Origin of the sequence: Arcobacter pernae (genome assembly GCF_049472135.1) — a bacterium.
GTDB lineage: Bacteria > Campylobacterota > Campylobacteria > Campylobacterales > Arcobacteraceae > Arcobacter_B.
Genome location: NZ_JBMOVV010000002.1, coordinates 277,995 through 302,867 on the forward strand (window position 1 = coordinate 277,995; position 24,873 = coordinate 302,867).

Annotated in this window: 32 protein-coding genes; 18 read left to right on the forward strand and 14 right to left on the reverse strand. The window is 28.8% G+C overall.

Translation table 11 applies throughout. The features are described from left to right. Positions 1–2 precede the first annotated feature (2 nt). From ACH5BF_RS03905 to ACH5BF_RS03920, 4 genes are read right to left on the reverse strand one after another with little or no spacing between them, the layout of a single operon-like run. On the reverse strand, positions 3–233 hold the full coding sequence (locus tag ACH5BF_RS03905; protein WP_423272852.1) for a DUF2061 domain-containing protein: 231 nt from the start codon (positions 231–233) through the stop codon (positions 3–5). 48 nt (positions 234–281) lie between these two features. Then, positions 282–1,214 carry a cysteine synthase A gene (gene cysK, locus ACH5BF_RS03910; RefSeq protein ID WP_423272853.1) on the reverse strand — a complete coding sequence of 311 codons (933 nt, stop codon included), beginning with the start codon at positions 1,212–1,214 and terminating at the stop codon, positions 282–284. Between the two features lie 12 nt (positions 1,215–1,226). Further along, positions 1,227–1,640, reverse strand: coding sequence for an RrF2 family transcriptional regulator (locus tag ACH5BF_RS03915; RefSeq protein WP_423272854.1), 414 nt, complete (start codon positions 1,638–1,640; stop codon positions 1,227–1,229). 13 nt (positions 1,641–1,653) lie between these two features. Beyond that, positions 1,654–2,922 (reverse strand): O-acetylhomoserine aminocarboxypropyltransferase/cysteine synthase family protein, encoded by a 1,269-nt coding sequence (locus ACH5BF_RS03920; RefSeq protein ID WP_423272855.1) that lies wholly within the window; start codon positions 2,920–2,922, stop codon positions 1,654–1,656. A 373-nt stretch (positions 2,923–3,295) separates the two neighbouring features. On the opposite strand from ACH5BF_RS03920, the gene ACH5BF_RS03925 reads away from it, so the two are divergent. The 4 genes from ACH5BF_RS03925 to ACH5BF_RS03940 all read left to right on the forward strand — a co-directional run bounded on the left by ACH5BF_RS03925 (position 3,296) and on the right by ACH5BF_RS03940 (position 7,015). After that, a complete protein-coding gene (locus tag ACH5BF_RS03925; protein WP_423272857.1) occupies positions 3,296–3,622 on the forward strand; it encodes a cupin domain-containing protein in 327 nt (108 codons plus the stop codon). A 59-nt stretch (positions 3,623–3,681) separates the two neighbouring features. Further along, positions 3,682–4,911, forward strand: a complete 1,230-nt coding sequence (locus tag ACH5BF_RS03930; RefSeq protein ID WP_423272858.1) for a BaiN/RdsA family NAD(P)/FAD-dependent oxidoreductase — start codon at positions 3,682–3,684, stop codon at positions 4,909–4,911. Positions 4,912–5,066: 155 nt separating this feature from the next. Next, positions 5,067–6,014 carry a DUF2971 domain-containing protein gene (locus ACH5BF_RS03935; RefSeq protein WP_423272859.1) on the forward strand — a complete coding sequence of 316 codons (948 nt, stop codon included), beginning with the start codon at positions 5,067–5,069 and terminating at the stop codon, positions 6,012–6,014. Positions 6,015–6,547: 533 nt separating this feature from the next. Further along, on the forward strand, positions 6,548–7,015 hold the full coding sequence (locus ACH5BF_RS03940) for a hypothetical protein (protein WP_423272860.1): 468 nt from the start codon (positions 6,548–6,550) through the stop codon (positions 7,013–7,015). Positions 7,016–7,038: 23 nt separating this feature from the next. Here the strand turns inward: ACH5BF_RS03940 and ACH5BF_RS03945 are convergent, their stop codons facing one another. Beyond that, positions 7,039–7,860, reverse strand: a complete 822-nt coding sequence (locus ACH5BF_RS03945) for a hypothetical protein (RefSeq protein ID WP_423272861.1) — start codon at positions 7,858–7,860, stop codon at positions 7,039–7,041. A gap of 115 nt (positions 7,861–7,975) precedes the next feature. Continuing rightward, the gene (locus ACH5BF_RS03950; protein WP_423272862.1) at positions 7,976–8,167 is read right to left on the reverse strand and encodes a hypothetical protein; all 192 of its coding nucleotides are present in this window, start codon (positions 8,165–8,167) and stop codon (positions 7,976–7,978) included. Between the two features lie 66 nt (positions 8,168–8,233). Between ACH5BF_RS03950 and dksA the strand changes: the two genes are divergently transcribed. The 3 genes from dksA (at position 8,234) to ACH5BF_RS03965 (ending at position 10,412) form a co-directional block, all read left to right on the forward strand. After that, positions 8,234–8,614, forward strand: coding sequence for an RNA polymerase-binding protein DksA (dksA, locus tag ACH5BF_RS03955; RefSeq protein ID WP_423272863.1), 381 nt, complete (start codon positions 8,234–8,236; stop codon positions 8,612–8,614). 56 nt (positions 8,615–8,670) lie between these two features. After that, positions 8,671–9,954: a DASH family cryptochrome gene (locus ACH5BF_RS03960; RefSeq protein ID WP_423272864.1), complete on the forward strand. Its 1,284-nt coding sequence runs from the start codon at positions 8,671–8,673 to the stop codon at positions 9,952–9,954. 83 nt (positions 9,955–10,037) lie between these two features. Then, positions 10,038–10,412 carry a hypothetical protein gene (locus ACH5BF_RS03965; protein WP_423272866.1) on the forward strand — a complete coding sequence of 125 codons (375 nt, stop codon included), beginning with the start codon at positions 10,038–10,040 and terminating at the stop codon, positions 10,410–10,412. Positions 10,413–10,450: 38 nt separating this feature from the next. Here ACH5BF_RS03965 and ACH5BF_RS03970 read toward each other — a convergent pair whose 3' ends face one another. Beyond that, complete coding sequence (locus ACH5BF_RS03970; protein WP_423272867.1) at positions 10,451–10,966, reverse strand: rhodanese-like domain-containing protein; 516 nt, start codon at positions 10,964–10,966, stop codon at positions 10,451–10,453. 99 nt (positions 10,967–11,065) lie between these two features. Next, a complete protein-coding gene (locus tag ACH5BF_RS03975) occupies positions 11,066–11,905 on the reverse strand; it encodes a bacteriohemerythrin (RefSeq protein ID WP_423272868.1) in 840 nt (279 codons plus the stop codon). A 169-nt stretch (positions 11,906–12,074) separates the two neighbouring features. Here ACH5BF_RS03975 and ACH5BF_RS03980 point away from each other — a divergent pair, with 169 nt between their 5' ends. Beyond that, complete coding sequence (locus ACH5BF_RS03980) at positions 12,075–12,455, forward strand: hypothetical protein (protein ID WP_423272869.1); 381 nt, start codon at positions 12,075–12,077, stop codon at positions 12,453–12,455. Positions 12,456–12,474: 19 nt separating this feature from the next. Here ACH5BF_RS03980 and ACH5BF_RS03985 read toward each other — a convergent pair whose 3' ends face one another. From ACH5BF_RS03985 to ACH5BF_RS03995, 3 genes are all read right to left on the reverse strand, one after another. Beyond that, a complete protein-coding gene (locus ACH5BF_RS03985) occupies positions 12,475–13,620 on the reverse strand; it encodes a multidrug effflux MFS transporter (protein WP_423272871.1) in 1,146 nt (381 codons plus the stop codon). Then, entirely contained in the window at positions 13,617–14,045 is a 429-nt protein-coding gene (locus ACH5BF_RS03990) for a MarR family winged helix-turn-helix transcriptional regulator (protein WP_423272872.1), read from the reverse strand. The genes ACH5BF_RS03985 and ACH5BF_RS03990 overlap by 4 nt, the downstream gene beginning before the upstream one ends. A 62-nt stretch (positions 14,046–14,107) precedes the next feature. Then, complete coding sequence (locus ACH5BF_RS03995) at positions 14,108–14,350, reverse strand: hypothetical protein (RefSeq protein WP_423272873.1); 243 nt, start codon at positions 14,348–14,350, stop codon at positions 14,108–14,110. A gap of 99 nt (positions 14,351–14,449) precedes the next feature. On the opposite strand from ACH5BF_RS03995, the gene ACH5BF_RS04000 reads away from it, so the two are divergent. Next, a complete protein-coding gene (locus ACH5BF_RS04000; protein WP_423272874.1) occupies positions 14,450–15,265 on the forward strand; it encodes a DUF4405 domain-containing protein in 816 nt (271 codons plus the stop codon). Between the two features lie 3 nt (positions 15,266–15,268). Here the strand turns inward: ACH5BF_RS04000 and ACH5BF_RS04005 are convergent, their stop codons facing one another. Then, a complete protein-coding gene (locus ACH5BF_RS04005) occupies positions 15,269–15,928 on the reverse strand; it encodes an HAD family hydrolase (RefSeq protein WP_423272875.1) in 660 nt (219 codons plus the stop codon). Between the two features lie 222 nt (positions 15,929–16,150). Here ACH5BF_RS04005 and ACH5BF_RS04010 point away from each other — a divergent pair, with 222 nt between their 5' ends. The 3 genes from ACH5BF_RS04010 to ung all read left to right on the forward strand — a co-directional run bounded on the left by ACH5BF_RS04010 (position 16,151) and on the right by ung (position 19,917). Continuing rightward, on the forward strand, positions 16,151–17,797 hold the full coding sequence (locus ACH5BF_RS04010) for an acetolactate synthase large subunit (RefSeq protein ID WP_423272876.1): 1,647 nt from the start codon (positions 16,151–16,153) through the stop codon (positions 17,795–17,797). Positions 17,798–17,811: 14 nt separating this feature from the next. Beyond that, on the forward strand, positions 17,812–19,203 hold the full coding sequence (locus ACH5BF_RS04015; protein WP_423272877.1) for an aldehyde dehydrogenase family protein: 1,392 nt from the start codon (positions 17,812–17,814) through the stop codon (positions 19,201–19,203). Between the two features lie 66 nt (positions 19,204–19,269). Then, positions 19,270–19,917 (forward strand): uracil-DNA glycosylase, encoded by a 648-nt coding sequence (gene ung, locus ACH5BF_RS04020; RefSeq protein ID WP_423272878.1) that lies wholly within the window; start codon positions 19,270–19,272, stop codon positions 19,915–19,917. Here ung and ACH5BF_RS04025 read toward each other — a convergent pair. Continuing rightward, positions 19,907–20,257, reverse strand: a complete 351-nt coding sequence (locus tag ACH5BF_RS04025) for a nitrous oxide-stimulated promoter family protein (RefSeq protein WP_423272879.1) — start codon at positions 20,255–20,257, stop codon at positions 19,907–19,909. The two genes, ung and ACH5BF_RS04025, sit on opposite strands and share 11 nt — an antisense overlap. A 115-nt stretch (positions 20,258–20,372) precedes the next feature. Between ACH5BF_RS04025 and ACH5BF_RS04030 the strand changes: the two genes are divergently transcribed. Beyond that, entirely contained in the window at positions 20,373–21,020 is a 648-nt protein-coding gene (locus ACH5BF_RS04030) for a Crp/Fnr family transcriptional regulator (RefSeq protein WP_423272881.1), read from the forward strand. A gap of 6 nt (positions 21,021–21,026) precedes the next feature. On the opposite strand, the gene ACH5BF_RS04035 is transcribed toward ACH5BF_RS04030, so the two are convergent. Next, positions 21,027–21,446, reverse strand: coding sequence for a hypothetical protein (locus tag ACH5BF_RS04035; protein ID WP_423272882.1), 420 nt, complete (start codon positions 21,444–21,446; stop codon positions 21,027–21,029). 149 nt (positions 21,447–21,595) lie between these two features. On the opposite strand from ACH5BF_RS04035, the gene ACH5BF_RS04040 reads away from it, so the two are divergent. The 5 genes from ACH5BF_RS04040 (at position 21,596) to ACH5BF_RS04060 (ending at position 24,864) form a co-directional block, all read left to right on the forward strand. After that, positions 21,596–22,045, forward strand: coding sequence for a ComEA family DNA-binding protein (locus tag ACH5BF_RS04040; protein WP_423272883.1), 450 nt, complete (start codon positions 21,596–21,598; stop codon positions 22,043–22,045). Between the two features lie 87 nt (positions 22,046–22,132). Beyond that, positions 22,133–22,543, forward strand: a complete 411-nt coding sequence (locus ACH5BF_RS04045; protein WP_423272884.1) for a YchJ family protein — start codon at positions 22,133–22,135, stop codon at positions 22,541–22,543. Further along, complete coding sequence (locus ACH5BF_RS04050) at positions 22,543–23,232, forward strand: small multi-drug export protein (protein ID WP_423272885.1); 690 nt, start codon at positions 22,543–22,545, stop codon at positions 23,230–23,232. The genes ACH5BF_RS04045 and ACH5BF_RS04050 overlap by 1 nt, the downstream gene beginning before the upstream one ends. Further along, on the forward strand, positions 23,229–23,969 hold the full coding sequence (locus tag ACH5BF_RS04055) for a YaaA family protein (RefSeq protein WP_423272886.1): 741 nt from the start codon (positions 23,229–23,231) through the stop codon (positions 23,967–23,969). Before ACH5BF_RS04050 ends, ACH5BF_RS04055 begins: the two co-directional genes overlap by 4 nt. Positions 23,970–24,078: 109 nt before the next feature. Further along, positions 24,079–24,864 carry an ABC transporter substrate-binding protein gene (locus ACH5BF_RS04060; RefSeq protein WP_423272887.1) on the forward strand — a complete coding sequence of 262 codons (786 nt, stop codon included), beginning with the start codon at positions 24,079–24,081 and terminating at the stop codon, positions 24,862–24,864. Positions 24,865–24,873 lie beyond the last annotated feature (9 nt).

Sequence of the window (24,873 nt, forward strand, 5' to 3'; positions counted from 1 at the left end):
ACCTAAATTTGATAATCATTCTCTGCTGGTTTAACTCTTCCTAGATTTATCTTATTCCATGCTCTTTCATGGAAGTAGTATAAAACCATCTTTGTAACTAACTCAATTGAACCAATTGAAGCAGCCATTCCTAAATTACCAGTAACAAAATAAGAGATTACGATTGTGTCAAGAGTTCCTAGAGTTCTCCAAGATATAGTCTTTACGACAGATCTATAAGGTTTTTCATGCATATTTATTTTGCCTTTCTTCTTAAAGGGCTATATAATAACGAAGAGTTTTTACTCTTCGTCATAGTTATATAGTCCTGAGCTTAAGTATCTCTCACCTGTATCACAAAGGATAGTTACAATTGTTTTACCTTTATTTTCAGGTCTGTTTGCAACTACGTCTGCTGCGTAAGCATTTGCACCTGCAGAAATACCAATTAATAAACCTTCAGTTTGTGCAAGGTTTCTTGAAGTCTCAATTGCAGTTTCGTTTGCAACTGTAATAATCTCATCGTAAACTTCTGTATTTAATACATCTGGAACAAATCCTGCACCAATACCTTGAATCTTATGAGGACCTGGTTTACCACCACTTAATACAGGAGAAGCTTCTGGCTCAACTGCAACAATTTTAATATCTGGGTTGTGTTGTTTTAATACTTCACCAACACCTGTAATAGTTCCACCTGTACCAATAGCAGCAACTAAAATATCAATTTTTCCATCAGTATCTTTTAAAATCTCTTGTGCAGTAGTTTTTCTATGGATATCTGGGTTAGCACCATTTTGGAACTGCTGTGGGATGAAAGAGTTTTCTGTTTGCTCTGCTAATTCGCTTGCTTTATCGATAGCACCTTTCATTCCTTTTTCTGGCTCAGTTAATACTAAATCAGCACCTAAAGCTTTTAATAATCTTCTTCTTTCAATACTCATTGATGAAGGCATTGTAAGAACTAGTTTTATTCCTAACGCTGCACAAACAGAAGCTAATGCAATACCAGTGTTACCAGAAGTTGGCTCAATAACTGTTGTATCTTTGTTGATTAAACCTTGCTCTAAAGCTGAGTTAATCATGTTTGTACCAATTCTATCTTTAACAGAGTGAGAAGGGTTCATAAACTCACATTTACCTAATACTGTTGCACCACTTTTGTTACTTGAACCTTGTAGTTTTACAAGTGGAGTGTTTCCAATTAATTGTGTTAAATTTTCAGCGTAATTCATAATTTATTTCCTTTATATACTGTAATGTAAAAATTCATTGTATTTATCTTGATATTCATCTAGACCAGCTAGAGTCACATCAAATATTTTTTTCATGCTTTGCTTCGAATCATCAAAAAAGATATTCAAAATTGGATTTGAAGCTTTTGCATCAACAATCTTTAAATCATCCTCCAATGCTATAAGAATATCAACAACTTTGATATCTTTAGCATCATGAGCTAGGATATATCCACCCTTAGCACCTCTAATACTTTTTACTAGTTCGGCTCTTCTTAACTTACTTAGAAGTTGTTCTAAGTAGTTTTGAGGAATGTTAGCATTTGAAGAAATCTCTTTGATTTGCATCGGAGTTTCCTTCTCATGCTTACTTAGTTCGTACATGGCCGTAAGACCATATACACCCTTTGTGGATATTAACGGCATTTTAATTTCTCTCTTAATTTAACGCTTGATTTAAGTCTTCAATTAAATCAGCAGAATTTTCTAAACCAATTGATAATCTAACCGTAGTAGGGTTTACACCAGCTTTTGCTAACTCTTCAGGGCTTAACTGAGAGTGAGTTGTAGAAGCAGGCTGAACAATTAGTGATTTAGAATCACCAATATTTACAACAACGCTAAACAGTTTAGTACTATCAATCACTTTTTTTGCTGCTTCGTAAGATTCAGCTTCAAAAGAGATAAGACCAGAAGCTTTTCCACCTTCAAAGTACTTTTGTGCTTTATCGTAGTATGGGCTAGACTCTAATCCAGGGTAGTTAACAGACTTAACTTTTGGATGAGACTCTAAGAATTTAGCAACCTCTAAAGAGTTTTTAGAGTGTTTTTCCATTCTAAGTTCTAAAGTTTCAATTGTTTGTAATAATAACCAAGAGTTGTGTGGAGATTGACAAGCTCCAATATCTCTTAGTAGTGCTAACCTAATTCTTAAAGTGAAGTTTGGTAATGGCACATCAGTATAAACTAAACCATGGTAACTTGCATCTGGTTCTACAAAGTGATAGTATCTTTTTGGATTCGCTTTAAAGAAATCTGCTAAACCATCTCTTTCAATAACAGCACCACCAACAGAAGTACCTTGACCATTTATAAACTTAGATGTTGAGTGAACTACTACGTCAACTCCCCATTTGATTGGATTAAATAAAGCTGGACTTGCTACTGTGTTATCACAAATAGTTAAAACTCCATTTCTTTTACCAATCTCTACGATTTTTTCCACATCTGCAATTGCAATTTGTGGGTTTGATAAAGACTCAAAGAAAATCGCTTTAGTATTATCATCAATTTGCTCTTCTAAATCAGAAGCATCTGCACTTTTAAATACTTTTGCTGTAATTCCAAATCTTTTAATAGTGTGAGTTAAAAGTGTAACAGCTCCACCATATAATTTGTCAGAGATAAGAATATTGTCACCTGCTTCAGCTACGTTTGAAATAGCATAAAAAATAGCAGCTTGACCACTAGATACACAAATTGCTCCAGCTCCACCTTCAAGTTGAGCAAGTCTTTGCTCTAATACATCAGTAGTTGGATTTGTTAATCTAGTATAGATTGAACCTAACTCTTTTAATGCAAATAAGTTTGCAGCGTGCTCAGCATCTCTAAATGCGTACGCAGTTGTTTGAGCAATCGGCACAGACATAGTACCCCAACCCTCTTTATTGTTGTAGCCTCCATGTACTGCAATCGTTTCTTTATGCATTTTTGTATCCTTTATATTTTTTCTTCTTTCTTCTTTTTGTATGTCGAAATTGTAATATATTTTAAAATTAATGTCAAGTGATTTAATCATAATTAACTTGATATTCTTTACTAAATTACTTTAATTTAGGGTTTTACGGATAATTTTGACTAAAAAACACTAATCTTGAATAGATTACTAAAGTACCATAAAATGGTACTTACAATACTATTTTATCAAGTTAAATACAATCTTGAGTAAAAAAATAGACAAAATAGAAAATTTTTTTAAAAATTAGTGTAAAAAAGTAAAGTTGATTAGTTTACTTTAGAATAAAATCAACTAAAAAAGCTAAAAAAATGCTATAATTTATACTAAATAAAAGAGGTTATATATGGAAAAAAGTTCTATTTTAGATGGTATAAACATAAATGCTAAAGAAGAAATCTTTAGTGATTTAGTAAAGAATAATAATGTAAGAATTGAAAGAATTGTATCTACAGGACAAACAAGTCCAAAAGATTTTTGGTATGACCAAGAGGAAAATGAGTTTGTTTTACTTTTAGATGGTGAGGCAATCTTGGAGTTTAAAGAAGATGATAAAGTAAAAGAAGTGAAGTTATGTAAAGATGATTATATAGATATAAAGGCTCATGTGAAACATAGAGTTAAATATACAGATACAAAAAAGCCAACTATTTGGCTAGCAGTATTTTACTAAACCTTGCTGTCATCATATATAAAGTATAATTCCATCAAGAAATAAAAAGAGGATAGATTTTGAAGATAGCGATTATTGGAGCAGGGGCTGCTGGTATTATGGCAGCAATAACTGCTAAGAGATTAAATAAAGATTTAAATATAGATGTATTTGATATAAACAAAGGAATTGGAAAAAAGATATTAGCATCAGGAAATGGAAGATGTAATATCTCAAACTCAAATATCACATATAACAACTATATTGGAGAAAATCCCTCTTTTGTAAAAGATGCCCTAAAGCAGTTTACTTTTAATGACTTTGAAAAGTTCTGTAAAAGTATAGGACTTTTACTTGATATAAAAGAGACTTGTAAAGTATATCCCCTATCAAATGAAGCAAAATCAGTTGTAAACTTACTTGAAAGTACATGTGAGTCTTTAGGTATAAACCTAATTTTAGGTGTAAAAGTAGAAGACATAGAAAAACAAAACGATAAGTTTGAACTAAAAACAGAAGAGAAAAGCTATAAAGAGTATGATAAAGTAGTGGTAAGTTGTGGTCTAGCAGCAGCTCCACAACTAAATGCAACTGAAAATGGAATAGATTTTGCTTCAAAATTTGGACACTCTTCAAACCTAACATATCCATCACTTGTAGGACTTCATACAGACTATGAGCAAAAAAGCAGACTTCAAGGTGTAAAAAAAGAATCAGAAGTTACACTTTATATAGATGGAAATAAAGAGGCTTCTATAGTAGGAGATGTGCTATTTACAAAATATGGAGTATCAGGTTTTGCTATATTGGATATATCTCAATATGCAGTATATCCTCTAAGTTTATACCAAGATGTACAGATAGCCATAAATCTTTTCCCAACTATAAATAGAAATGAACTTTTAGCTTCAATAGAAACACTTTTAAAATCCTTACCAAATCAAAAAGCCTCACTTTTACTAACAGGACTAATCTCAAATAAACTAGCTCCAATAATCCTAGAAAACTGTAAAATCCCAACAGAAACCCTAGCAAAAGATATAAACGCAAAACAAATAAGAGCAATAATAAATAACCTAATAAACTGGCGATTCAAAATCACAGACACCCAAGGCTTCAAACACGCAGAAGCTAGTGGAGGAGGGGTGAGAACCGATGAGGTTGACCCAAAAACATACGAAAGCAAAAAATGCAAAAACCTATACTTCGCAGGAGAGGTACTAGATATAGTAGGAAATAGGGGTGGATTTAATCTACACTTTGCGTGGGCGAGTGGGTATTTAGCCGGAAAATCACTAGGGAGAAAATAATAGCTATAAACTAGTCACTTTTGTTCAATTTCGGCGTTGTCAAAAAAATTAACTTACTCACTTACTTCTAGTAAGCTCCTAAGCTAATTTTTCCTCCGCCTTGAACTAGAACAAAATTGACTAATTTCTAGCTATTATTAAAGAAAGGATCTCTATTGACGCATTTACTATATAAATTTGTAGCTAATCATGATTATATTTTAGCAGATGGTTATATAAGAGCAACACAGTTAAATGCACTTAATGACCCTTTTGAAGGAGTTTATTGTAAAGATAGTCTTACAAAATTATCTAAATATTTTGAGAGTGAAGATTTACAAGATGAGAAGTTAATTAATAATTTAGAGGAAGAAAAACATAAAATAGGTGTTATCTCTTTTACTGAGGCAAAAGATAATTTATTAATGTGGGCACATTATGCTAATGAGTATAAGGGTTCTCTTATTGGAATAAGTAAGTCTGGGTATGTTAGTGGCTCAATATTTGATAATTTATTCATGCTTGATAAACCTCTTTTTAATGCTCCAATTTTATTTGATGGTAAAATTATTCCAATTAGTTATCGAAAACAACCAATGTATAAAGTAGATATGTTTGATAGAGATTATTCTAATATTTTAGTAACAGGTGAAAATCAAATTTTATATGAAATTTTTCAACAAAAAAGTGAAGAGTGGATTTATGAAAAAGAACATAGAATTATTTTGAAATTAGAACAAGCAGACAAGGTTGTAATTGAGTTTTTAGCAGATGATGAATTAAATAAATTAAAAGAATTATTTATTAAAGATAAATCTATAGTAGAGAGTAATATAGAGAAGAATCAAACAACTTTTTATTTAGATAGAATTGATAATCATGAAGATAGATCAATACTAGCTTTTTTATTAACTAAATATTCAAAGAACCCAAATAATATGTATTTATTTAAAATGTGTCCTCATTCTATATGTTCATTAACTTATGGACCAAATGCAGAAAGTATGGATTATACTTCTTATGTTGAAAGATGGGATAGTAAAGGTTATTTTGATATTTATAAAGCAAAGATTAATAAATCTACATACACCTTAGATTTTGAGAATTTATATAGTAAATGGTGATTTAAAGATGTGAGCATTTTCAAAATCGCGTAAAGAAAAATTAAATTAAATCTGTAAAGAAATTTGAACTGTTTGAGCGGAGCGAGTTTTCAAATTTTAAGATTTCATTTTATTTTTTAGCTATTTTGGAACTTAGCTCACGCTTTTCTTTTCTTTCTTTTCTTTATAAAAAGAAAAGAAAGAAATATCCTTTTTATAAAACTTAAAAGTCCAAACTAAAAGTAAATAAACCAATATTTCAATCAAAACCCAAAAATAAAATAGCAATTCAAGCTATAAATAAATCTAATAAACCAATAAACTAAATATATACTATGAACAAGACATAAAAACCAAATAAACAAAATCAATAAATTTATATTTTCATTATTTTATTTATGATAAATAATCAAGTTTATTACTAGCTAATAATGAGATTCATAATAATATTTTAAAATATCCACTATTTTGTAAATTACAAATTATAGCAGTTTTGCGACACACCCCTGCACCTATACATGGTAAAATTGTACTATAAAAACACAGGAGCATAAATGAGTCTTAGAATTATTGATAAGGAAGTATTTCTTAATGATACGGTTATCAGCACAAGAAATTTTATAGATCAAAGTATAGTTGAAGTAGTAAATATCCAAAAAGAACACTTAAGTGATTTTTATAGATTAAAAAACACAGATATCTGCGATAATATCGAAATCTACTGTGATAGTGATACTTACTCTTTAAATATGTTCAAAGAAGATGACAAGGCTTTTATCTCAAAATCTATTGAGATTTTAGATAAAGATGAATTTATTTCTATTGAGGATTTTAACAAGCTTATTTTAGAACAGTTCTCACAAATCAATGAAGTTGAAGTATTTGCAGATGAAGACTCTATAGAAGATAGTTTAAATATTGTTTTATCAACACAGTTAAGAGATAGCGAGTCTATCGAGGAAGCGAACTCTAAAATTGATAGAGCATACAAAGAGTTAATCTCTAAAGTTTTTAACTCTTAATAAAAGTATTTGAAATTGTGGAGCTACTCCACAATTCCACTCATACAAGTAACTTCTACTCCTTGACTTCTCCAAGCTTTTACAATTTCAAGTAAACCTATGCTATCACTTGGCATATGAGGTGCTATTATTACATTTCCTATATTTTGTTCAATTACAGCTTTTTTTACATCTTCTGGAATATGCATAGCAATAATTGTTCCAACGCCTGCTTCAAAATAAGCTTTATATACATCAGCACCACCACTAGTACCACCTGCCATAAGTACTTCTATTCTTCCTGCATAATCATCATTTGAACCAACTCTAATAACAGGTTTTGCTATCTTATCTTGATAATATTCCCACGAGTTTAACTCATCCATAATATCTTTTAGTTTCGTAAGTGGTTTATCTTCAAAAGCTTTGTTAAGTCTTGATTGAACTATCTCTTCTGTTATAAAATCAGCTGGAATATGGATATTTAAATATGGCATTTTCATAAGTCTAGCTGCTGAACTTACTCTATCGTAGTTTAGAGCATGACTTCCTAAATCAACGCTTGCTTGTCTTTTTCTAAGAAGCTTTTGTGCTTTATTTATTGGAACTCCAGCTTTTACCATTCTGTGTATTTGAACATCCATCACTTTTGCAAAATCAACAAGAGAGGCATCTGCTTTTGGATGATGTGATACTACACAGTCATATCCTAACTCTTTTGCAAGGAGTAATTCAGGCGTTTCCATATCAATTCCAATAAGGACTTTTTTTATATTTTCACCTTCAACAATTATATTTGTATCATAAGGCATTTCATCTAGATTTGCTAAATCTAAAGCTGTATTCATTAATTCAGTTGTATTCATCTTTCCACCATCTTTTTTTGTTTTAAACTATATAAAAAATATACAATTATTCTATAAAGAAAAGTTCTTAAAACAGTATAATTCCCATCGAAATTAAATTAGTAATAAAATAATATTAAAATCTATCTTTTAATACAGTAAGGTTTTTGATTTTTGAAAATTCAAAAGTACCTTGATCTGTATGAAGTATTTTATCTTCAGATAGTTTTAGTGGCTGTATAGGCCTATATAGCTTGTTTTCGTAAGTAAAACTTATATAGTTTTTATCATTTATTGCTTTTTTAATAAAACTTAAAAATATATTCATAACATCTTTCTTTATTCGCAACTAAGTTGCGGTATTGTAAAATATAAAGAAATTATAGGAAAACAAATGCCAAAAAGAGCTTTAAGTAAAAAACATATTGAAGAAATTAAAACTCTTCTTTTAGAAAATAAAGCTAAGATAGAATCTACGCTACAAACTATTTCAAATGAACATGATTCATTAAGTAATATGGACTTAAATGATGAAGCAGACTTTGCAGCTGCTAGTAGAGATTATACAAATGATACTCATATCAAGAATCAACAGTTAAAAGAGTTAGGTTTAATTAATCATTCATTATTAAAAATAGAAAATGGAACATATACAGGCCTTTGTGAGATGTGTGATAGTGAAATTACTATTAAAAGACTTAGAGTAAAACCACACGCTAAATATTGTATTGATTGTAGAAACTACATAGATAAAGAAAAAGTTTCAATTGCATAAATAAATAGCTTCGAAAGACATTTTTTCCCTATCAACAAAAAGGGATTTATATTAAAATGTCTTTTATGAAGTTAGCCATAGTTATATTTAGAAATAATCTTCGAGTAGAAGACAATCCATGTTTATATCATGCTACAAAAGAAAATGATGTAGTTTTAGGACTGTATAGTTTTGAAATCTTAGAAGGTGAACTATTTGGATTTAAAAAGTGTGGAAAATTTAGAGAAACCTTCATAAAAGAATCACTACAGCAGTTATATACAAACCTAAAATCATATGGTGTAAATTTGTGTTTTACAAATGATTTTTCAAATACACTAGCTAAACTGTCAGACAAATTTGATATTACTATTTACTTCAATAACGAAGTAGGAGTTGAAGAACAGCTTCTTCAACAAGTTTTTACAGCATATAAACATAAAAGCTATTTCAATCAAACTATGATAGAACCATTTGAGTTTGATTTTACAAAAAGTTTTAGTCATTTTAGAAATAAAGCTGAAAAATTAGAAGTCCCAAAACCCTTAGGATTACCAAATAAGGTTAAAACTGTAGAGTTTGAATCACTAAGTATTTGTAATAAAGTACTAACTTATCCAAAAAATGCCATATTTTTCAAAGGGGGTGAGTTAAGTGCAAAACAAAGAGTAGAGGATTATATGAATAATATCCATAGCTATAAAGATACAAGAAATGCTATGAGTGGTTTTGATAACTCTACAAAGTTTTCTCCTTATTTATCAGCAGGTAATATTTCAGCAAGAACAATTTATCACAGACTAAAAGAGGAAGAAAGAAGAGGTTATAGCAGTCAATCTTCTTATTGGATTTATTTTGAGCTTTTATGGAGAGATTTTTTTCATTTGGTGATGTTATATTCTAAAAATAGACTTTTTTTAAAATCAGGATTAAAAGGTATAGATTTTAATTTTAGAAATGACAAAAAAAGTTTAGATAAATTTTTTAATGCAAATACAAACATTGATATTATTGATGCAAGTATTGTTGAGTTAAAAAGTACCGGTTGGTTATCAAATAGAAATAGACAGTTAGTTGCTAGTTATTTTGTAAAGAATTTAGGATTAGATTGGCGTATTTGTGCTGCTTTTTTTGAAAGCTACTTAGTAGATTATAATCCGGCTTCTAACTATGGCAACTTCGCTTATCAAGCCCATGTAGGGAATGATAAAACTTATAGAGTTTTTGATCCTATAAAGCAGTTAAATATGTATGATGGTGATTCTTATATCAAACTTTGGTTAGATAAAAAAAGTAAAAGCAATATTGATTATAGAAAAATGGCAGATGAGGTAAAACTGGAAGTATTTAATGAAACTTAAATAAAACACTAGTTTTTAATTGTAAGTATTAATCCAAAAGATTTGTCTTATAATTAAATAAAAGTCAATAGAAAGGATAAGTCATGGTAAGAAATGGTATATATTTATCGTTAATACTTTTCCTTGGAGTTATAGGCTATTTTATTGTAAATACATTAATTCTGGAAAATAGTATTATGTTAGCTGGTCTTATGTTTTTACTTATTAGTGTAGGTATTTTTGTACTTACAACCCACTTCAAAAAGAAAGTTTCTCTTGTTCCTGCTCAAAAGTTTATAAATGTAGTTTACATATCTTTATTTGCTTTATATGGAATCTTTTTAGGTCTAACTTTCTCTTATGTGCCTTATGTAGAAGTGGCAACTATTAAGTTTGAGGGAATACTATTTTTATTAGCGAGCAGTGTGCTAATATATGGTATTTATCTATTTATGAAAAGAAGTTTTTTCAATTTTTAAATAGTTAGGGATAGAGCCAAATAAATTTGGCTTTATCTTTATTTTTTACAATGCTGTGCGTAGAATTGACCAAACTTATTTTTTGTTCCAGCTTTATTCTTTTTCGATGAATAACCTGTTGATACAGGATTACAGTTATCAATCCATGAATAAATATCATAAATTTTTACTTGACTAAAGCCCATCTTTTTAAATGTCTCAGCTTCAATAGCTGCTCTTTTTGCAGTATTACAAATAACAATCAGATTCTTTTTGACAAAGTTTTCATTTTCATCATAAACAAATAGTTCTAGTGCTTTTTCAGGTGCTTGTCTTCCAACTCTAGCACTTCCTTTTATGTGAGAAGAAGCCCATTCTTCTTTTGTTCTAACATCTACAACTAGCCAGTCTTTAGCTTCTAAAGCTTTTTTTACTTCTTCATCAGTGGCATAGTTTCCTGCTTTTTTATTCTCATTTATTAGATTATTAGCTAATTGCTTATAGTCTATAAAGTCTTGAGCAAATAAAGAGCTCACACTAAGTAGTGATATAATTAAAAGTGATTTTAGTTTCATTAGTTATCCTTATATTTTTATTTATGATATAAGAATAGTCTTTAAAATAAGTTTAAGAATAATATTAAAAAGTTATAATATTTACATAAGTAAAACTTATTATACTTTACTTTGTTGCCATCGTATGATTTTTCTATCTTCTTGAATTATGTGTTGTACAAGAGTTAAATCAATGATAATAGCCAACTCTTTTTCAAATACTTCAGTTTTTAATTGTGGTAGTTTTTGAACAAAACTATTTAATTCTTTGATTATCTCTTTATGAATCTTCTTGTGTTTTTCAAGTTCTGGATATTGGATTTGTTGCATATACTCTTCTTCATCATTGAAGTGAGTTTTCATATAATCATAAAGTTCTATTAGAATATTTTTTACTTTTTTTGTTCGCTCTTTTTCATCTACTGGTTTAAAAGCCTCTTTTGCAATATCAAAAAGTTGTTTATGTTCTTGGTCTATTTTTGAGTTGTTTACACTATAAATGTGTTTCCAGCCAAAGTTTTTTCTTAGCTCATCTAAAGGTGTTTGCCAAAGTTGGATTTTTTTGTCTTCTAAAATAATATGTTTTACAAAGTAGTTATCAATAAATACAAAAAGCTCTTTTTCAATCTCTTTTATTTCAAGGGAATTAAAATCTTTTATAAGTGTTTTTAGTTTGTCAATCATTTTTGTATGAAGAGTTTTATGTTCATCAAGATGAGGGTATTTAATTCTTTCCATAAATTTTTGCTCATCATTAAAATGATTACCTACATATTCAAAAAGTTCGGTAACAACTTTTTTTAACTCTAAAAGTTTTGTTTTTTCATCTTGTAGCTTGTTTATGTTAAAAGCTTTTCTAGCAATATCAAAGAGTTGTTGATGCTCTTTATCTATTTGTAGGTTTCCAATATTATATTCACTTTTCCATACTAATTGTTCTAAATCCATTTCAAAGTTCATAATAAAGCCTTTTAATTAGAAGATATTTTCATTATATAGTTTGCATATTAAAATAATAATAAAATATGATAGATAAATTGTATTAAATTTTTAATTAAGTTCTATATTTATCCTTATTCTTATTTTTATTCTATATAATTACAAAAAAATTAGAGTAAAAAGGCATTTTATGAGCGGAGAAATCACACAAGAACCAATTACAGATAGTCAGAAAAAATTAGTTCAAGATGAATTTAATACAAATGTTGCTTTTTATGTTCACTTAAAAGAGTTTAATAACAATGTTAGAGCAGATTTAAAAAAGAGAATTAAAGAGGTTTTCTTTTTCTCTAAAGGTGTACATTGGAAGTTTGATAGCTTTGGTATCGAAAAACCAGGTTCAAGACATACTGATATTTTAGGATATTTCATTTTTAGAACAGCAGATGTTGAAAAGTTAAAGAAACTATTCTTAGACGAGTTTAAAGATTATGATAATGCTGTTAAAATAACTTGTTCTGTAGCAAAATACCAAAAAACAGAAGAGATGTTTTTTGATTTAGAAGTATAAAGTTTTTAAAACTTTATACTTATTTTCTTAGAAGCAAAATAGCTAAGATTGATGAGATAGTTATACTTATTGCAATTGGCAAGAAAGTATGATCTGTAAAACTTAAAGAAATAGAAGAAACTATCGCTCCTAATCCAAACTGTAAAACTCCAATTACACTTGAAGCAACTCCTGCATTTTTCGGGAAGAACTCAATAGCTAAAGCCAAACAGTTTCCAAATACAAAAGCCATAACACCCATATAACAAGCTATAAGTACCACTGTAAATACTAAAGGTATAGCTTCATAGTTTAAAGTAAATAAAGCCCCTGATATGATTTGTACAAATAGTGCAAGTTTAACTATTTGTTTCATACTAAAACTTTTAAGTAAGTAAACATTTACTCTTATTAAAGCCATAAGTACAATGAAGTTTACTCCAAAAAAGAACGGGAAATAATCTGTTGAAATTCCATAGTGTTCTATATAAATAAATGAACTTTTTGAAATTAGAATAAAAAATCCACCAAACGTTAAACCAAGAACTAGCATATATTTAACAGCTTCTTTGTGTGTTAAGACAATTTTGAAAGAGTTAAATATATTTTGTTTTACATAAGTAAAACTCTCTTCTAAATCCTTATAAACTAAAAAAGCAATAACTAAAGGATAAATAGTTAAAAATATAAATACAGCTTTCCAGCTATAAAAGTGAATAATAAACGCACCAATAAATGGTGCAACCATAGGTGCAACACTTCTTACCATTCCCATAAGCGAGAATACTTTTGCTGCTTCTTTTCCATGAAACCTATCTCTTACACTAGCTGCTGCGTTTACTACAACTATTCCACCAAAGAATGCTTCAAGAAATCTATATACCCAAAGTTCATAAATATTTGAAGAGAAGATTATTAGAAAACTGAAAAAACTAAATCCAATAAGACCTACAATTGAGCCTTTTCTTCTTCCATATCTATCTGAAATAGGGCCTCCAAAAATTTGTCCTATAGAAAAACCAATAAGAAAAATAGATAATGAAAGTTCAATCTTTTCAATACTTACACTAAAATATTTAGCAATTTGTGGAATAGATGGCAAGTAAGTATCTACACCCATAGGTGCAACTGAAGAAAGAGCTGATAATAAAATAATAAGATATATATGGTTTATTGATTTTCTCATTTTTTACACTCTATATTAGATACAACTTTTTCAAGTAAAGAGTTTAATAGTTTAAACTCTTCATCTGAAATATTTTGAACAATACTTTGTCTAAAATCTTTAACTTCATTTTTTGTTTTTTCCAAAATATCTTCACCTTTAGGGCTTAGTTTGATTAGATTAGTTCTTCTATCTATTCTATCTTTGATGATAAGCTCTTTTCTTTCTAATGTTCTCAAAGCTCTACTTACTGTAGTTTTATCTTTTCCTAAAATCTTAGAGATTTTTGTCTGATTTACATCTTTTTCATATTTTATTATCTCTAAAGTAGCCCTTTGTTCAGGGGCTATATCATATTGTTGTAGGATTTGAGAGAACTTACTATTTAGTTTATTTGCAGTCTGGTTTATTTTAAAACCGATTGACCAATGTAGTTCATAGTTCATAAAATTCCTTTAATTGTATATGCAATAGTTGCATATACAACCTTTGAAATAAATAAAAAGAACTAGAAGCTTTTAGGATCTAGTTCATTAAAGTTGATAATTTTATCAAGTCTTATTTTTAAACCACTTTTTAAAAGAGCGAATTCTTCTTTATTTAGTGTTTTAAAATCTAAAATTAAATCTTCAATTGTTTCTTCTTTATTTTCATCATTAATAAAAATGATTTTATTTAAACTTCGTTTTACAGCTGCACTTTCAAGTTCATCATAAAAGTGACAAGCTACAGGTTTATATTTTGTATTCATAATAAATCTTTTTAATTTATTATATCATTAAAATTTAATATAGAAAAATTAAAAAATGTTATATAATAATATTAAAATAAAATATTATAAGGAATACTTATGAGTTTAAAGAAAATCACTTCACTTACGATGCTTTTTGCTATGCTCGTTATGACATATACAGGAATAATACTTTTCATTACACCTCCTGGAAGAATAGCAAACTGGTCAAATTGGGAGATTTTTGGTCTTACAAAAGAAGAGTATGCACAAATTCATACAACATTTATGGTTCTTTTTGTTGTAGCAACACTTTTACATGTATATTATAATTTTAGACCAATGATTAGTTATATGAAAAATAAGAGTAGAGAGTTTGTCTTTTTTACAAAAGATACAATTGTTGCATTAGGTGTTTCAATTGTTTTTTTAATTGGTACTTTAACTCAAAGTATTCCTTTTTCAAGTTTTTTAGATTTTGGTACACAAATAAAAGACTCTTGGGAAAAAGAGTATGGAAGTGCTCCTTATTCTCATGCTGAATTATCTTCATTGAAAACTTTTACAGAAAAGTTAGGTTTTGATTTAGAAAAGAGTAAAAAACTTTTAAGTTCAAATGGAATAGTTTTTACACAAGAACAGAGTTTATCACAAATAGCACAAGCAAATGATATAAGTCCTAAATTTATTTATGATTTATTAAGAGTAAACTTTGAAAAAGAAGGGCAGAAAATCATTCCTTTAACTGGACTTGGTAAGAAAAATATTGAAGAAGTAGCTTCAACATTAGGAATTAGTACGCAAGAGTTTATCAAACAGCTAGAGACTTTAGGCGTAAAAGCAAATGCAAATGATAAGTTTAAAACAGTTGCAGAAGAGCAGAATCTAAGTGTAATGAATATCTTGGAGCAATTAGGATATAAAAAACCAGAGTAAATTTTATTTACTTTGGTTTAATATATCTAAAATATCAAGTGGTTTTTCAACTAAATAATCAGCACCACTCTCTTCTAAATCTTCTTTAGTTCTAAATCCCCAAAGAACACCAATTGCTTTCATATTAGCATTTTTTGCTGTTTTCATATCAACTTGTGTATCTCCAACAAAGTAGATATCTTCACATGAAGTTTCAAAACTATTAGCTATTGAAATAGCAGCAGTTGGATTTGGTTTCTTTTCAATATGAGCTTTTTGTCCATGAATCTCAGAAATGTTAAATTGAGAAAATAGTGAGTTTGCATAAGCAAGAGTAAATTCATGGGGCTTATTTGATAAGATTCCTATTTTGTACTCTAGTCTTTCAAGCTCTTCAAGTAGTTCATATATACCTTCATAAGGTTTTGTTTTAGCATGAAGCTTTTGGTCATAAACAACTTTAAATCTATTTGTAACTTCTTCTTTTATTTCATCACTTGTATTTTCATCTAAGGCATTGTTTACAAGATAATCAATACCACCACCTACAAAGTTCTTATAATCATTTAATTCATGGTGTGGTAGGTTTAATTCGATGAGAACTTGATTCATACAAATTGCAATATCTTCTAATGAGTCAATCAAAGTTCCATCTAAATCAAAAATTATTGCTTTATTTTTCAAATTATTCCTTTTTTAAATAGTATATAAATACTATATTAAATATATTTAACATTATATAAATATTTTAAAAAAGGTGTTATAATATTTATCATAGGAGAGCAAATAGATTTACAGTTGAAACACTTTTGGTACTTTTTCTAATAATAGGGGTTTATTAAGAAAAGGTTTAATAGATATTGAATATGATTATCAATAATAAAATATAAACAAGGTGATAATACTATGAAAGCATCAGATTTATTTGTAAAAGCTTTAGAAAATGAAGGTGTTGAGTATATTTTTGGAATACCAGGTGAAGAGAATTTAGATTTATTAGAGTCGTTAAGACAATCCAAAATTAAACTTATACTAACAAGACATGAACAAGCAGCAGGTTTTATGGCTGCAACTTATGGAAGACTTACTGGAAAAGTTGGAGTTTGTTTATCCACTTTAGGCCCAGGAGCTACTAACTTTGCTACAAGTGCAGCTTATGCACAACTTGGTGGAATGCCAATGCTTATGATTACAGGTCAAAAGCCTATTAAAAAATCAAAACAAGGTAGATTTCAAATCATAGATGTTGTAAATATGATGAAACCTATGACTAAATATTCAAAACAAGTAGTAAATGGAAATAATATTCCCTCTATGGTAAGGGAAGCATTTAAAGTAGCTACAACAGAAAGACCAGGAGCTGCACTTATTGAGCTACCTGAGGATATTGCAGAAGAAGAGGTTGATTATAATATTTACCCTGTAAGGGATTTAAAATATCCATATGCAAACAAAGATGTAATCTTAGATGCAGTAAGGATGATAGAAAAAGCAAAAAGACCACTTCTGCTAATTGGGGCAGGAGCTAATAGAAATAGAATTGGAAATGCCCTTACAAATTTTGTAAATGAAACTGGAATTCCTTTCTTCTCAACTCAAATGGGAAAAGGTGTAATTGATGAGAATCATAAACTATGTTTAAGTACAGCTGCACTATCAAAAGATGATTTTATACATTGTGCAATTGATAGAGCAGATTTAATCATAAATGTAGGACATGATGTAATTGAAAAACCGCCATTTTTTATGGAAAATAGTAAGGATGCAACAAAGGTAATTCATATAAACTTCTTTGCTTCTGAAGTGGATGATACATATTTCCCTCAACTTGATGTTTTAGGAGATATAGCTACTAGTATAAACTCTTTAACAACAGCTATTTCTGTTCAAGATCATTGGGATTTTGACTATTATAAAAGAATGGTAAAAGAGATAAAAACACATCTTAATAAATATTTTGGAGATGATAGATTCCCCGCACTTCCTCAAAGAGTTGTAAGAGTTATTAGACAAACTTTAGATTATGAAGATATCTTAACACTAGATAATGGAGTTTATAAAATTTGGTTTGCAAGAAACTATAGATGTTCACACCCAAATACACTTCTACTTGATAATGCACTAGCAACAATGGGAGCAGGACTTCCATCAGCAATGGCTGCAAAGATGGTAAATCCAGATAAGAAAGTAGTAGCTGTTTGTGGAGATGGTGGATTTATGATGAACTCACAAGAGTTAGAAACTGCTGTTAGACTAAAACTTGATTTAACTGTAGTTATTTTAAATGATAATGCCTATGGCATGATAAAATGGAAGCAAACAGGAATGGGCTTTGAGACATATGGTTTAGATTTAGATAATCCTGATTTTGTACAATATGCAAAAGCTTATGGTGCAATAGGACATAGACCAACATCTTGCGAAGAGTTTGAAGAAACACTACAGAAGTGTGTAAATAGTAAAGGTGTTCATTTAATTGATTTAGCAGTTGATTACTCTTTAAATCATGAAATCTTAAATGAACTATTAGCAAAAAAAGAGTGTTTAATATAATAAAAGGAGAGAGTATGAGTACAATTGAAGTAACATCACCATTTGATGGAAGTAAGGTGGGAGAAGTTCCTTTTTCTACAACGCAAGAAGTTCAAGAGGCTATTGATTTAGCACAAGCAACATTTTTGGACCATAAAAATGCCTTACCAAAATATAAAAGAATTGAGATTTTAGAAAAAGCTATGCAAATTATGAGTTCGCAAGTTGATGAACTAACTAAACTTTGTGCAAGTGAAGGTGGTAAGCCTTGGATTGATTCACAGGTAGAAGTTCATAGAGCCATAAATGGTGTTAAATTAGCAATAGAGCATTTAGGAGCATTTGAAGGTAAAGAAATAGCTATGGGACATACTTTAAGTAGTGCTAATAGAATGGCATATACTTTTAAAGAACCAATTGGTGTAGTTGCTGCTATTTCTGCTTTTAATCATCCTTTTAATCTAGCAGTACATCAAGTAGTTCCAGCACTTGCTGTTGGTTGTCCTGTTATTATAAAACCAGCTACACAAACTCCAATGTCAGCTATTAGATTAGTTGAGATTTTAGAAGAAGCAGGGCTTCCAAAAGGTTGGGCACAAGCTGTTGTTTGTGATAGAAATGCAGGGGAGTTATTAGCAACTTCTCCAAAGGTTAATTTCCTAACATTTATAGGTTCAGGAGATGTAGGTTGGTACTTAAACTCAAAAGTAGCAAAAGGTACTAGAGTAGCACTTGAACATGGTGGAGTTGCACCTGTGATTATCGAAAAAGATGCAGATATTGATGATTTAATTCCATCAATTGGAAAGGGTGGTTTCTATCACGCAGGTCAAGTTTGTGTATCTGTTCAAAGAGTATATGTACATGAAGATATAGTTGATGAGGTAGCAAATAGATTAAGTGAATATGCTTCTAAACTTGTAGTTGGAAATCAACTAGATGAAAAAACAGAAGTAGGGCCACTTATTAATAACGCAGAAGTTGATAGAGTAGAATCATGGGTAGAAGAGGCTGTTTTAAAAGGTGGAAAAATCCTAACAGGTGGTGCTAGAATATCAGCTTCTTGTTATGAACCAACAGTTATTTTAAACCCATCTGATGATGCCTTAGTATCTACAAAAGAGGTATTTGGACCAGTTGTTTGTATTTATACTTACAGTGATATTGAAGAGGCTTTTGATAGAGCAAATGCTTTAGAAGTATCTTTCCAAGCAGCAGTATTTACAAAAAATATTGATACAGCATTAAAAGCTGTAAAAAGATTAAATGGTACTGCTGTAATGGTAAATGACCATACTGCCTTTAGAGTTGATTGGATGCCATTTGGAGGAGCAAAAGCTTCTGGACTTGGTCTTGGAGGTATTTTAAACTCTATGGAAGAGATGAGTAATGAAAAATTAATGGTAATTAAATCTCCTGTATTATAAGATACGAAATATTTTAAACTAAGAGTTAAATCTCTTAGTTTAATCATTTTATTTACAGGAAAATACATGACTTGGGATGATTTTTTTAAAGAAGAAGAGAAAAAAGAGTATTATCAAAACTTAATGAGCCAAGTTAATAAAGCTTATGCAACAACTACAGTTTTCCCACCAAAAGATAAAATTTTTAATGCTTTTAGTTTAACACCACTTGAAAATACAAAAGTTGTACTTTTAGGGCAAGACCCTTATCATGGAGCAGGGCAAGCACAAGGTTTAGCCTTTTCAACACCAGTTGAGATTAAAAACCCTCCATCAATGAGAAATATGTTAAAAGAGATCCAAGAAGATTTAGGTAAAGCTTCAACTTGTGAGCATGGGGATTTAACTTCATGGGCAAAAGACGGAGTTTTATTAATTAATGCGATTTTAACTGTAGAAGAAGCAAAAGCAAAGTCCCATCATAAAATGGGCTGGGAGATATTTACGGATAATCTTATTAAATTTATAAGTGCAAATTGTAAGGATATTGTTTTTATTTTATGGGGAAGTAGTGCTATTAAAAAAGAAAAAATTATAGATATTACTAAACATCATATTTTAAAAGGCGTTCATCCAAGTCCATTATCAGCATATAGAGGCTTCTTTGGTTGTAAACACTTCTCAAAAACAAATGAGATTTTAAATAGATTAGGAAAAGAAGAGATTAACTGGTAAAAAGGTTTTTAACTCTTTTTTTAATATCAATAAAATTAAGTTTCACAGCGCTATATCTCATAATCTTTGCTAAGTTTTTCCATTTTGGTTTTTCATAGCAAGGGTTTGGGCATTTTCTACATCTAGGCTTTTCTTCATGAGGACAAAGCTTTAGTTTCTCAAAACTATATTGTATATCTTCACAACACTGTTTACATAAAGGAATATCAAGAGTAAAAGGTGTGTTTTTATAAACTAAGTTAAACTTTGTATTTTCTTGGCCCTGATGGTTATCTTGGCAATAAGTCTTAAAAAAACTATTTAGTGTATGAATTTCAGTATTAAATTTTTCTATTTCCATAAAATGTCCCTTTAATTTAATTAGGGTAAAATTTGTCTTATTTAACTAAGTTTGATTAAATTATTATATAAATATAAAAAATATTCATTGATTAATATCAATAAAAAGAGATAATATGCAAAGAAATGAGTTCGAAGATTTTTATCTTTTTAACTTCTTAAAAGAAAAAGAACTTGAAAGGTTAAAAGAGATTTCTATAAAAAAGAGTTTTAACAAAGATGAAATACTTTTTTATAAAGGTGATAAGCCTAGATATCTTCATGTCCTTTTAAGTGGTATTGTAAAACTATATACCCATGACCATAAAGACAATGAGGTTATAATCCACAATTTAATGCCTCCTTCATTAATCGCTGAAATTGCGAACTATGAAGAAATAGGATTTCCAGCAAATTGTGCTTTTGAAACAAAAGCAGAAGTGTTACTAATAGATTATGAAAAATTTAAAAGTGAATTTTTATTAAAACCTGAAATTTCAATGTTTTTTATAAAATCACTTACTAAAAAAATTAAAGCCTTAGAGAGTTTTATCTCTTATAATATAAGCTCAAATAGTATAGAAAAAATTGCAAAGTTTTTACTTGATAACGAACCTTTATTAAAAAACTTAAAACAAGTAAAAATTGCTCAACTACTTAATATAACTCCAGAAACATTTTCAAGAAAGATATCAAAGTTAAAAAAAGATGGGATTATTCAAAATGAGAAAGGTTTTATAAAGATTTTAGACTATAAAAGTTTAAGTGAGTTTATTTCTAAGTAGAGCTTATTATTCTTGCTCTACTTGGTCTTTTGTGCCTTTTTTTAGTTCTTTTAGGAAGGCATAAAGATTTCTTTTATGAATTTTATCAACTTGCATAAAAATAAATGCAACTACAACTACATTTAAATGAATCATTGCTTCTTGAAAATCAAAAGAAAGAATTAAAATCCCTGCGATTATTATAAATACAGGTTGTGCTATTTTTATGTTTGCTTCTGTTTTCTCAAGTTTTTCTTTATACTCCCTCTCATTATCTCTAATAAATTGATAATCTTCTGAAGTAATGTCTTTTTCTTCTCTTAGTTTATCTAAACCTTTTATTATATCAATCTTCTTTTTGTACTGTAAGTATTTAAAAAACAGTGCAAGAAGTAAAATTATAGATAAAAAGTTAGATACAAGTTCTAATGGAAATTGTGCCGGCATATACTTTTCTCTTCCTTATACTTAAAAATTATTGGATTATTATACATAAAAAAGCTTATTAAACTATATTAAAATCTAAATAAAAATAATTTAAAATTACATTTATTAAAACTTTGTTATAATTTTATAAATTATTTTAAAGGATAAACATGAAAAAGTTACTTATGTTATTGATGTTAAGCACATCATTTTTATTCGCTGCTTTAAATCTACAAACAGCATCTAAAGAAGAGTTAATGTCTATAAAAGGGATTGGTCCTAAAAAAGCTGATGAAATCATCAAGTATAGAAAGACAAACAAAATTAAGAGTGCTGATGATTTAAAAAATATAAAAGGTTTTGGTCCTGGTGTTATTGCAAATGTAAAAGGCAATAAAAAAGTATCAAAAGTAAAACAGAATGAAAAAGCAAAAAAATCAAAAGTTGAAGAGAAGAGAAAAGCTAAAATTGATAATGCAAAGAAAACAGTTTCTTCAAAAAAGCAGTTTGATAATAAAAAAGAGAAAATCAATAAAAAAGCTAAAGAGAAAAAGCAAAATATAAAACAAAACAGTAAATCTAAAAAAGAAGAGAAAAAAGTAAATAAGGCAAATAAATAGTCTTAATAAAATTAACTTTAGTAGGGTTTCCCTGCTAAGTTAGCTTATGCTAAAATCTTTTAATTATTAAATATTAAAAGGTCTACTTTGAAAATATCTGCAAATAGTTTATGCCCTTGTGGCTCTTCAAAAAAATACAAAAAATGTTGTAAAATCTTTCATAATGGTTCAAATCCGAAAACAGCTTTAGAGTTAATGAAATCAAGATATACAGCTTATGTAGTTGGAGATAGTAAATATATTATAAAAACTACACATCCTTCAAATAATGAGTATACAGAAGATACTTCATCATGGTCATCATCAATTAAAGAGTTTTCTTTAAATAGTGAGTTCACGGGTTTAGTTATTCTAGATTTTATAGAAGGTGAAGAAGAGTCATTTGTAACTTTCAATGCTTTGATAAAACAAAATGGTCAAGATGCTTCATTTGTTGAAAAAAGCAAATTTTTAAAAGTAGATGGTAAATGGTTATATCATAGTGGAGTAATTAGTTAATGAAAGAACTTTTGGAGAAGTTATTTAAAGCAAAAGAAGGAAATATCTTTCTTCTTGGACTTATATTAATTTTTTCACTAGGTGTATTTATTATTGTTCTTTACTTTTTTGACCCAGTTTTAGCAAGTAAAATTACAGGAATGATTTTCTCTAATTTACTTGTAGGAAGAGTTCCTTCCTTGTCTTTTGGTTATGCTGCTGAGCTAAATCATTTTTGGGTGATATTAACAAATGTTTACACTGAAACTATAATGGTAACCATTTTATATCCTTTATTTGTTTTAAGTATTAAAGGTGTATTAAAAGTAAAAGTTTTAGAAGAGTTCTTCTTAGAAGTTGAAAGTAGAAAGAAGCAGCATAAAGAAAAGTTTGACAAGTATGGAAAGTTTGGACTTTTTATATTTGTTTTTATTCCTTTTTGGATGACAGGACCAATTGTAGGTTCGATGATTGGTTATCTAATAGGAATGAAACACTACACTATAATCTCAATAGTTTTTGTTGCTACAGTTATTTCAATTACTCTTTGGGGAGTATTTCTTCAGGAAATTGTAAATTTACTGATAGTATTTGATAGTCAACTATTATGGATTTTACTATTTTTGATAGTAAGTATACTTTTAATATTTAGGTTTAGAAAAGTGATTTTAGATAAAATTCAAGAAATATTTATAAAAGGTAAAAAATGAAAATTCTACTTGCCCCAGCAGAAACGAAAAACCAAGGTGGAGAAGAGAAACCATACTGTAAAGAGAACTTTTTTTTAGAAGAGTTATTTGAAAAGCGAAATGAAGTTTTTGAAAAATATGAGCAACTTTTAGAAAACTCAAATATTGAAGAGTTATCAAAATGGTTTGGTCTAAAAAAGCTTGATGAAGTTGAAAGATATAAAGAGAGTTTAAAAAATAAACCAACAATGAAAGCTATCCAAAGATACAATGGCGTTGCTTTTGATGCAATCGAGTACGAAAGTTTAGATAAAGAATCACAAAACTATATTGATGAGAATGTAGTATTATTTTCAAATCTTTTTGGTCCTATTAAAGCAGATGATTTAATTCCTGATTATAAATATAAGCAAGGAGCTAAACTACCTGATTTAGCAGTAGAAAAATTTTATTTAGACAACTTTTCTACAGCTTTAGATGATTATTTAGGTGAAGAGATTATTGATTTAAGAGCTGGACATTATGAAAAGTTTTATAAGATAAAAAAAGCAAATGTTTTAACTTTTAAGTTTATAAAAGATGGAAAAGTGGTTAGTCACTGGGCTAAACACTATAGGGGAGCTTTATTAAAACATCTTGCAGTAAATAATATAAGTAATTTATCTGAATTCATGGAAACTCAAATTGACGGTTTAAAGCTAGTTGAGATACAGGAGAAAAAGAATATTAAACTTCTAATCATGGAAATAGTAAATTAGTCATTATTTTCTGTAAGAAATAATTATAAAATAAAAATAATACATAATATTTACATACTCTTAATTTTAGACTCTGTATAATGTTCTACTTCATTAAAAGGACAGTAGGATGGGCTTTAAAAAGGGAATTTTTCTTTTATTTCTTTGTGTAGTGGGGCTTTATGCACAAAGTGATAAATTAGATCTAATTAAAAAAAGTAATGAACTTAGGGTATGTATTTGGCCAGAATATTATGGTATTTCTTATCTTGATACAAGAACACAGAAGTTAGTTGGGATTGATAGTGATTTAGCAAAAGAATTAGCAAAAGACTTAGGAGTGAATCTTAAGTATGTATCAAGCTCTTTTGCAACGCTAGTAAATGATGTAACAAATGATAAATGTGATATTGCAATGTTTGCAATAGGAAATACTGAATCAAGAAGAGCAAAAATGAGATTTACTACACCTCATTTATCAAGTGATATTTATGCTATTACTACAAAAACAAATCAAAGAGTTAAAACTTGGAATGATATTGATAAAAAAGGTATTGTTGTAGCTGTAGCAAAGGGAACTTATCATGAGCCAGTTATGAAAAGTAAACTTAAAAATGCAGATTTACTTGTTGTAAATAGTTTTAAAGCAAGAGAACAGGAAGTAAAAGCAGGTCGAGCTGATGTATTTATGACTGATTATCCATTTGGAAAAAGAATGATTGCTACAACAAATTGGGCAAGACTAGTTACTCCTGACTCAACATATCATAAAACACCATATGCATGGGCAATGGCTTATGGAAATGATAAGTTTTATGAAAGAGTAGAACAGTTTATTAGTGACATAAAAAAAGATGGAAGGCTTTTAGACTTAGCTAAGAAAAACTCTTTAGAACCAATTGCTAAATTAAAATAATATATGAGT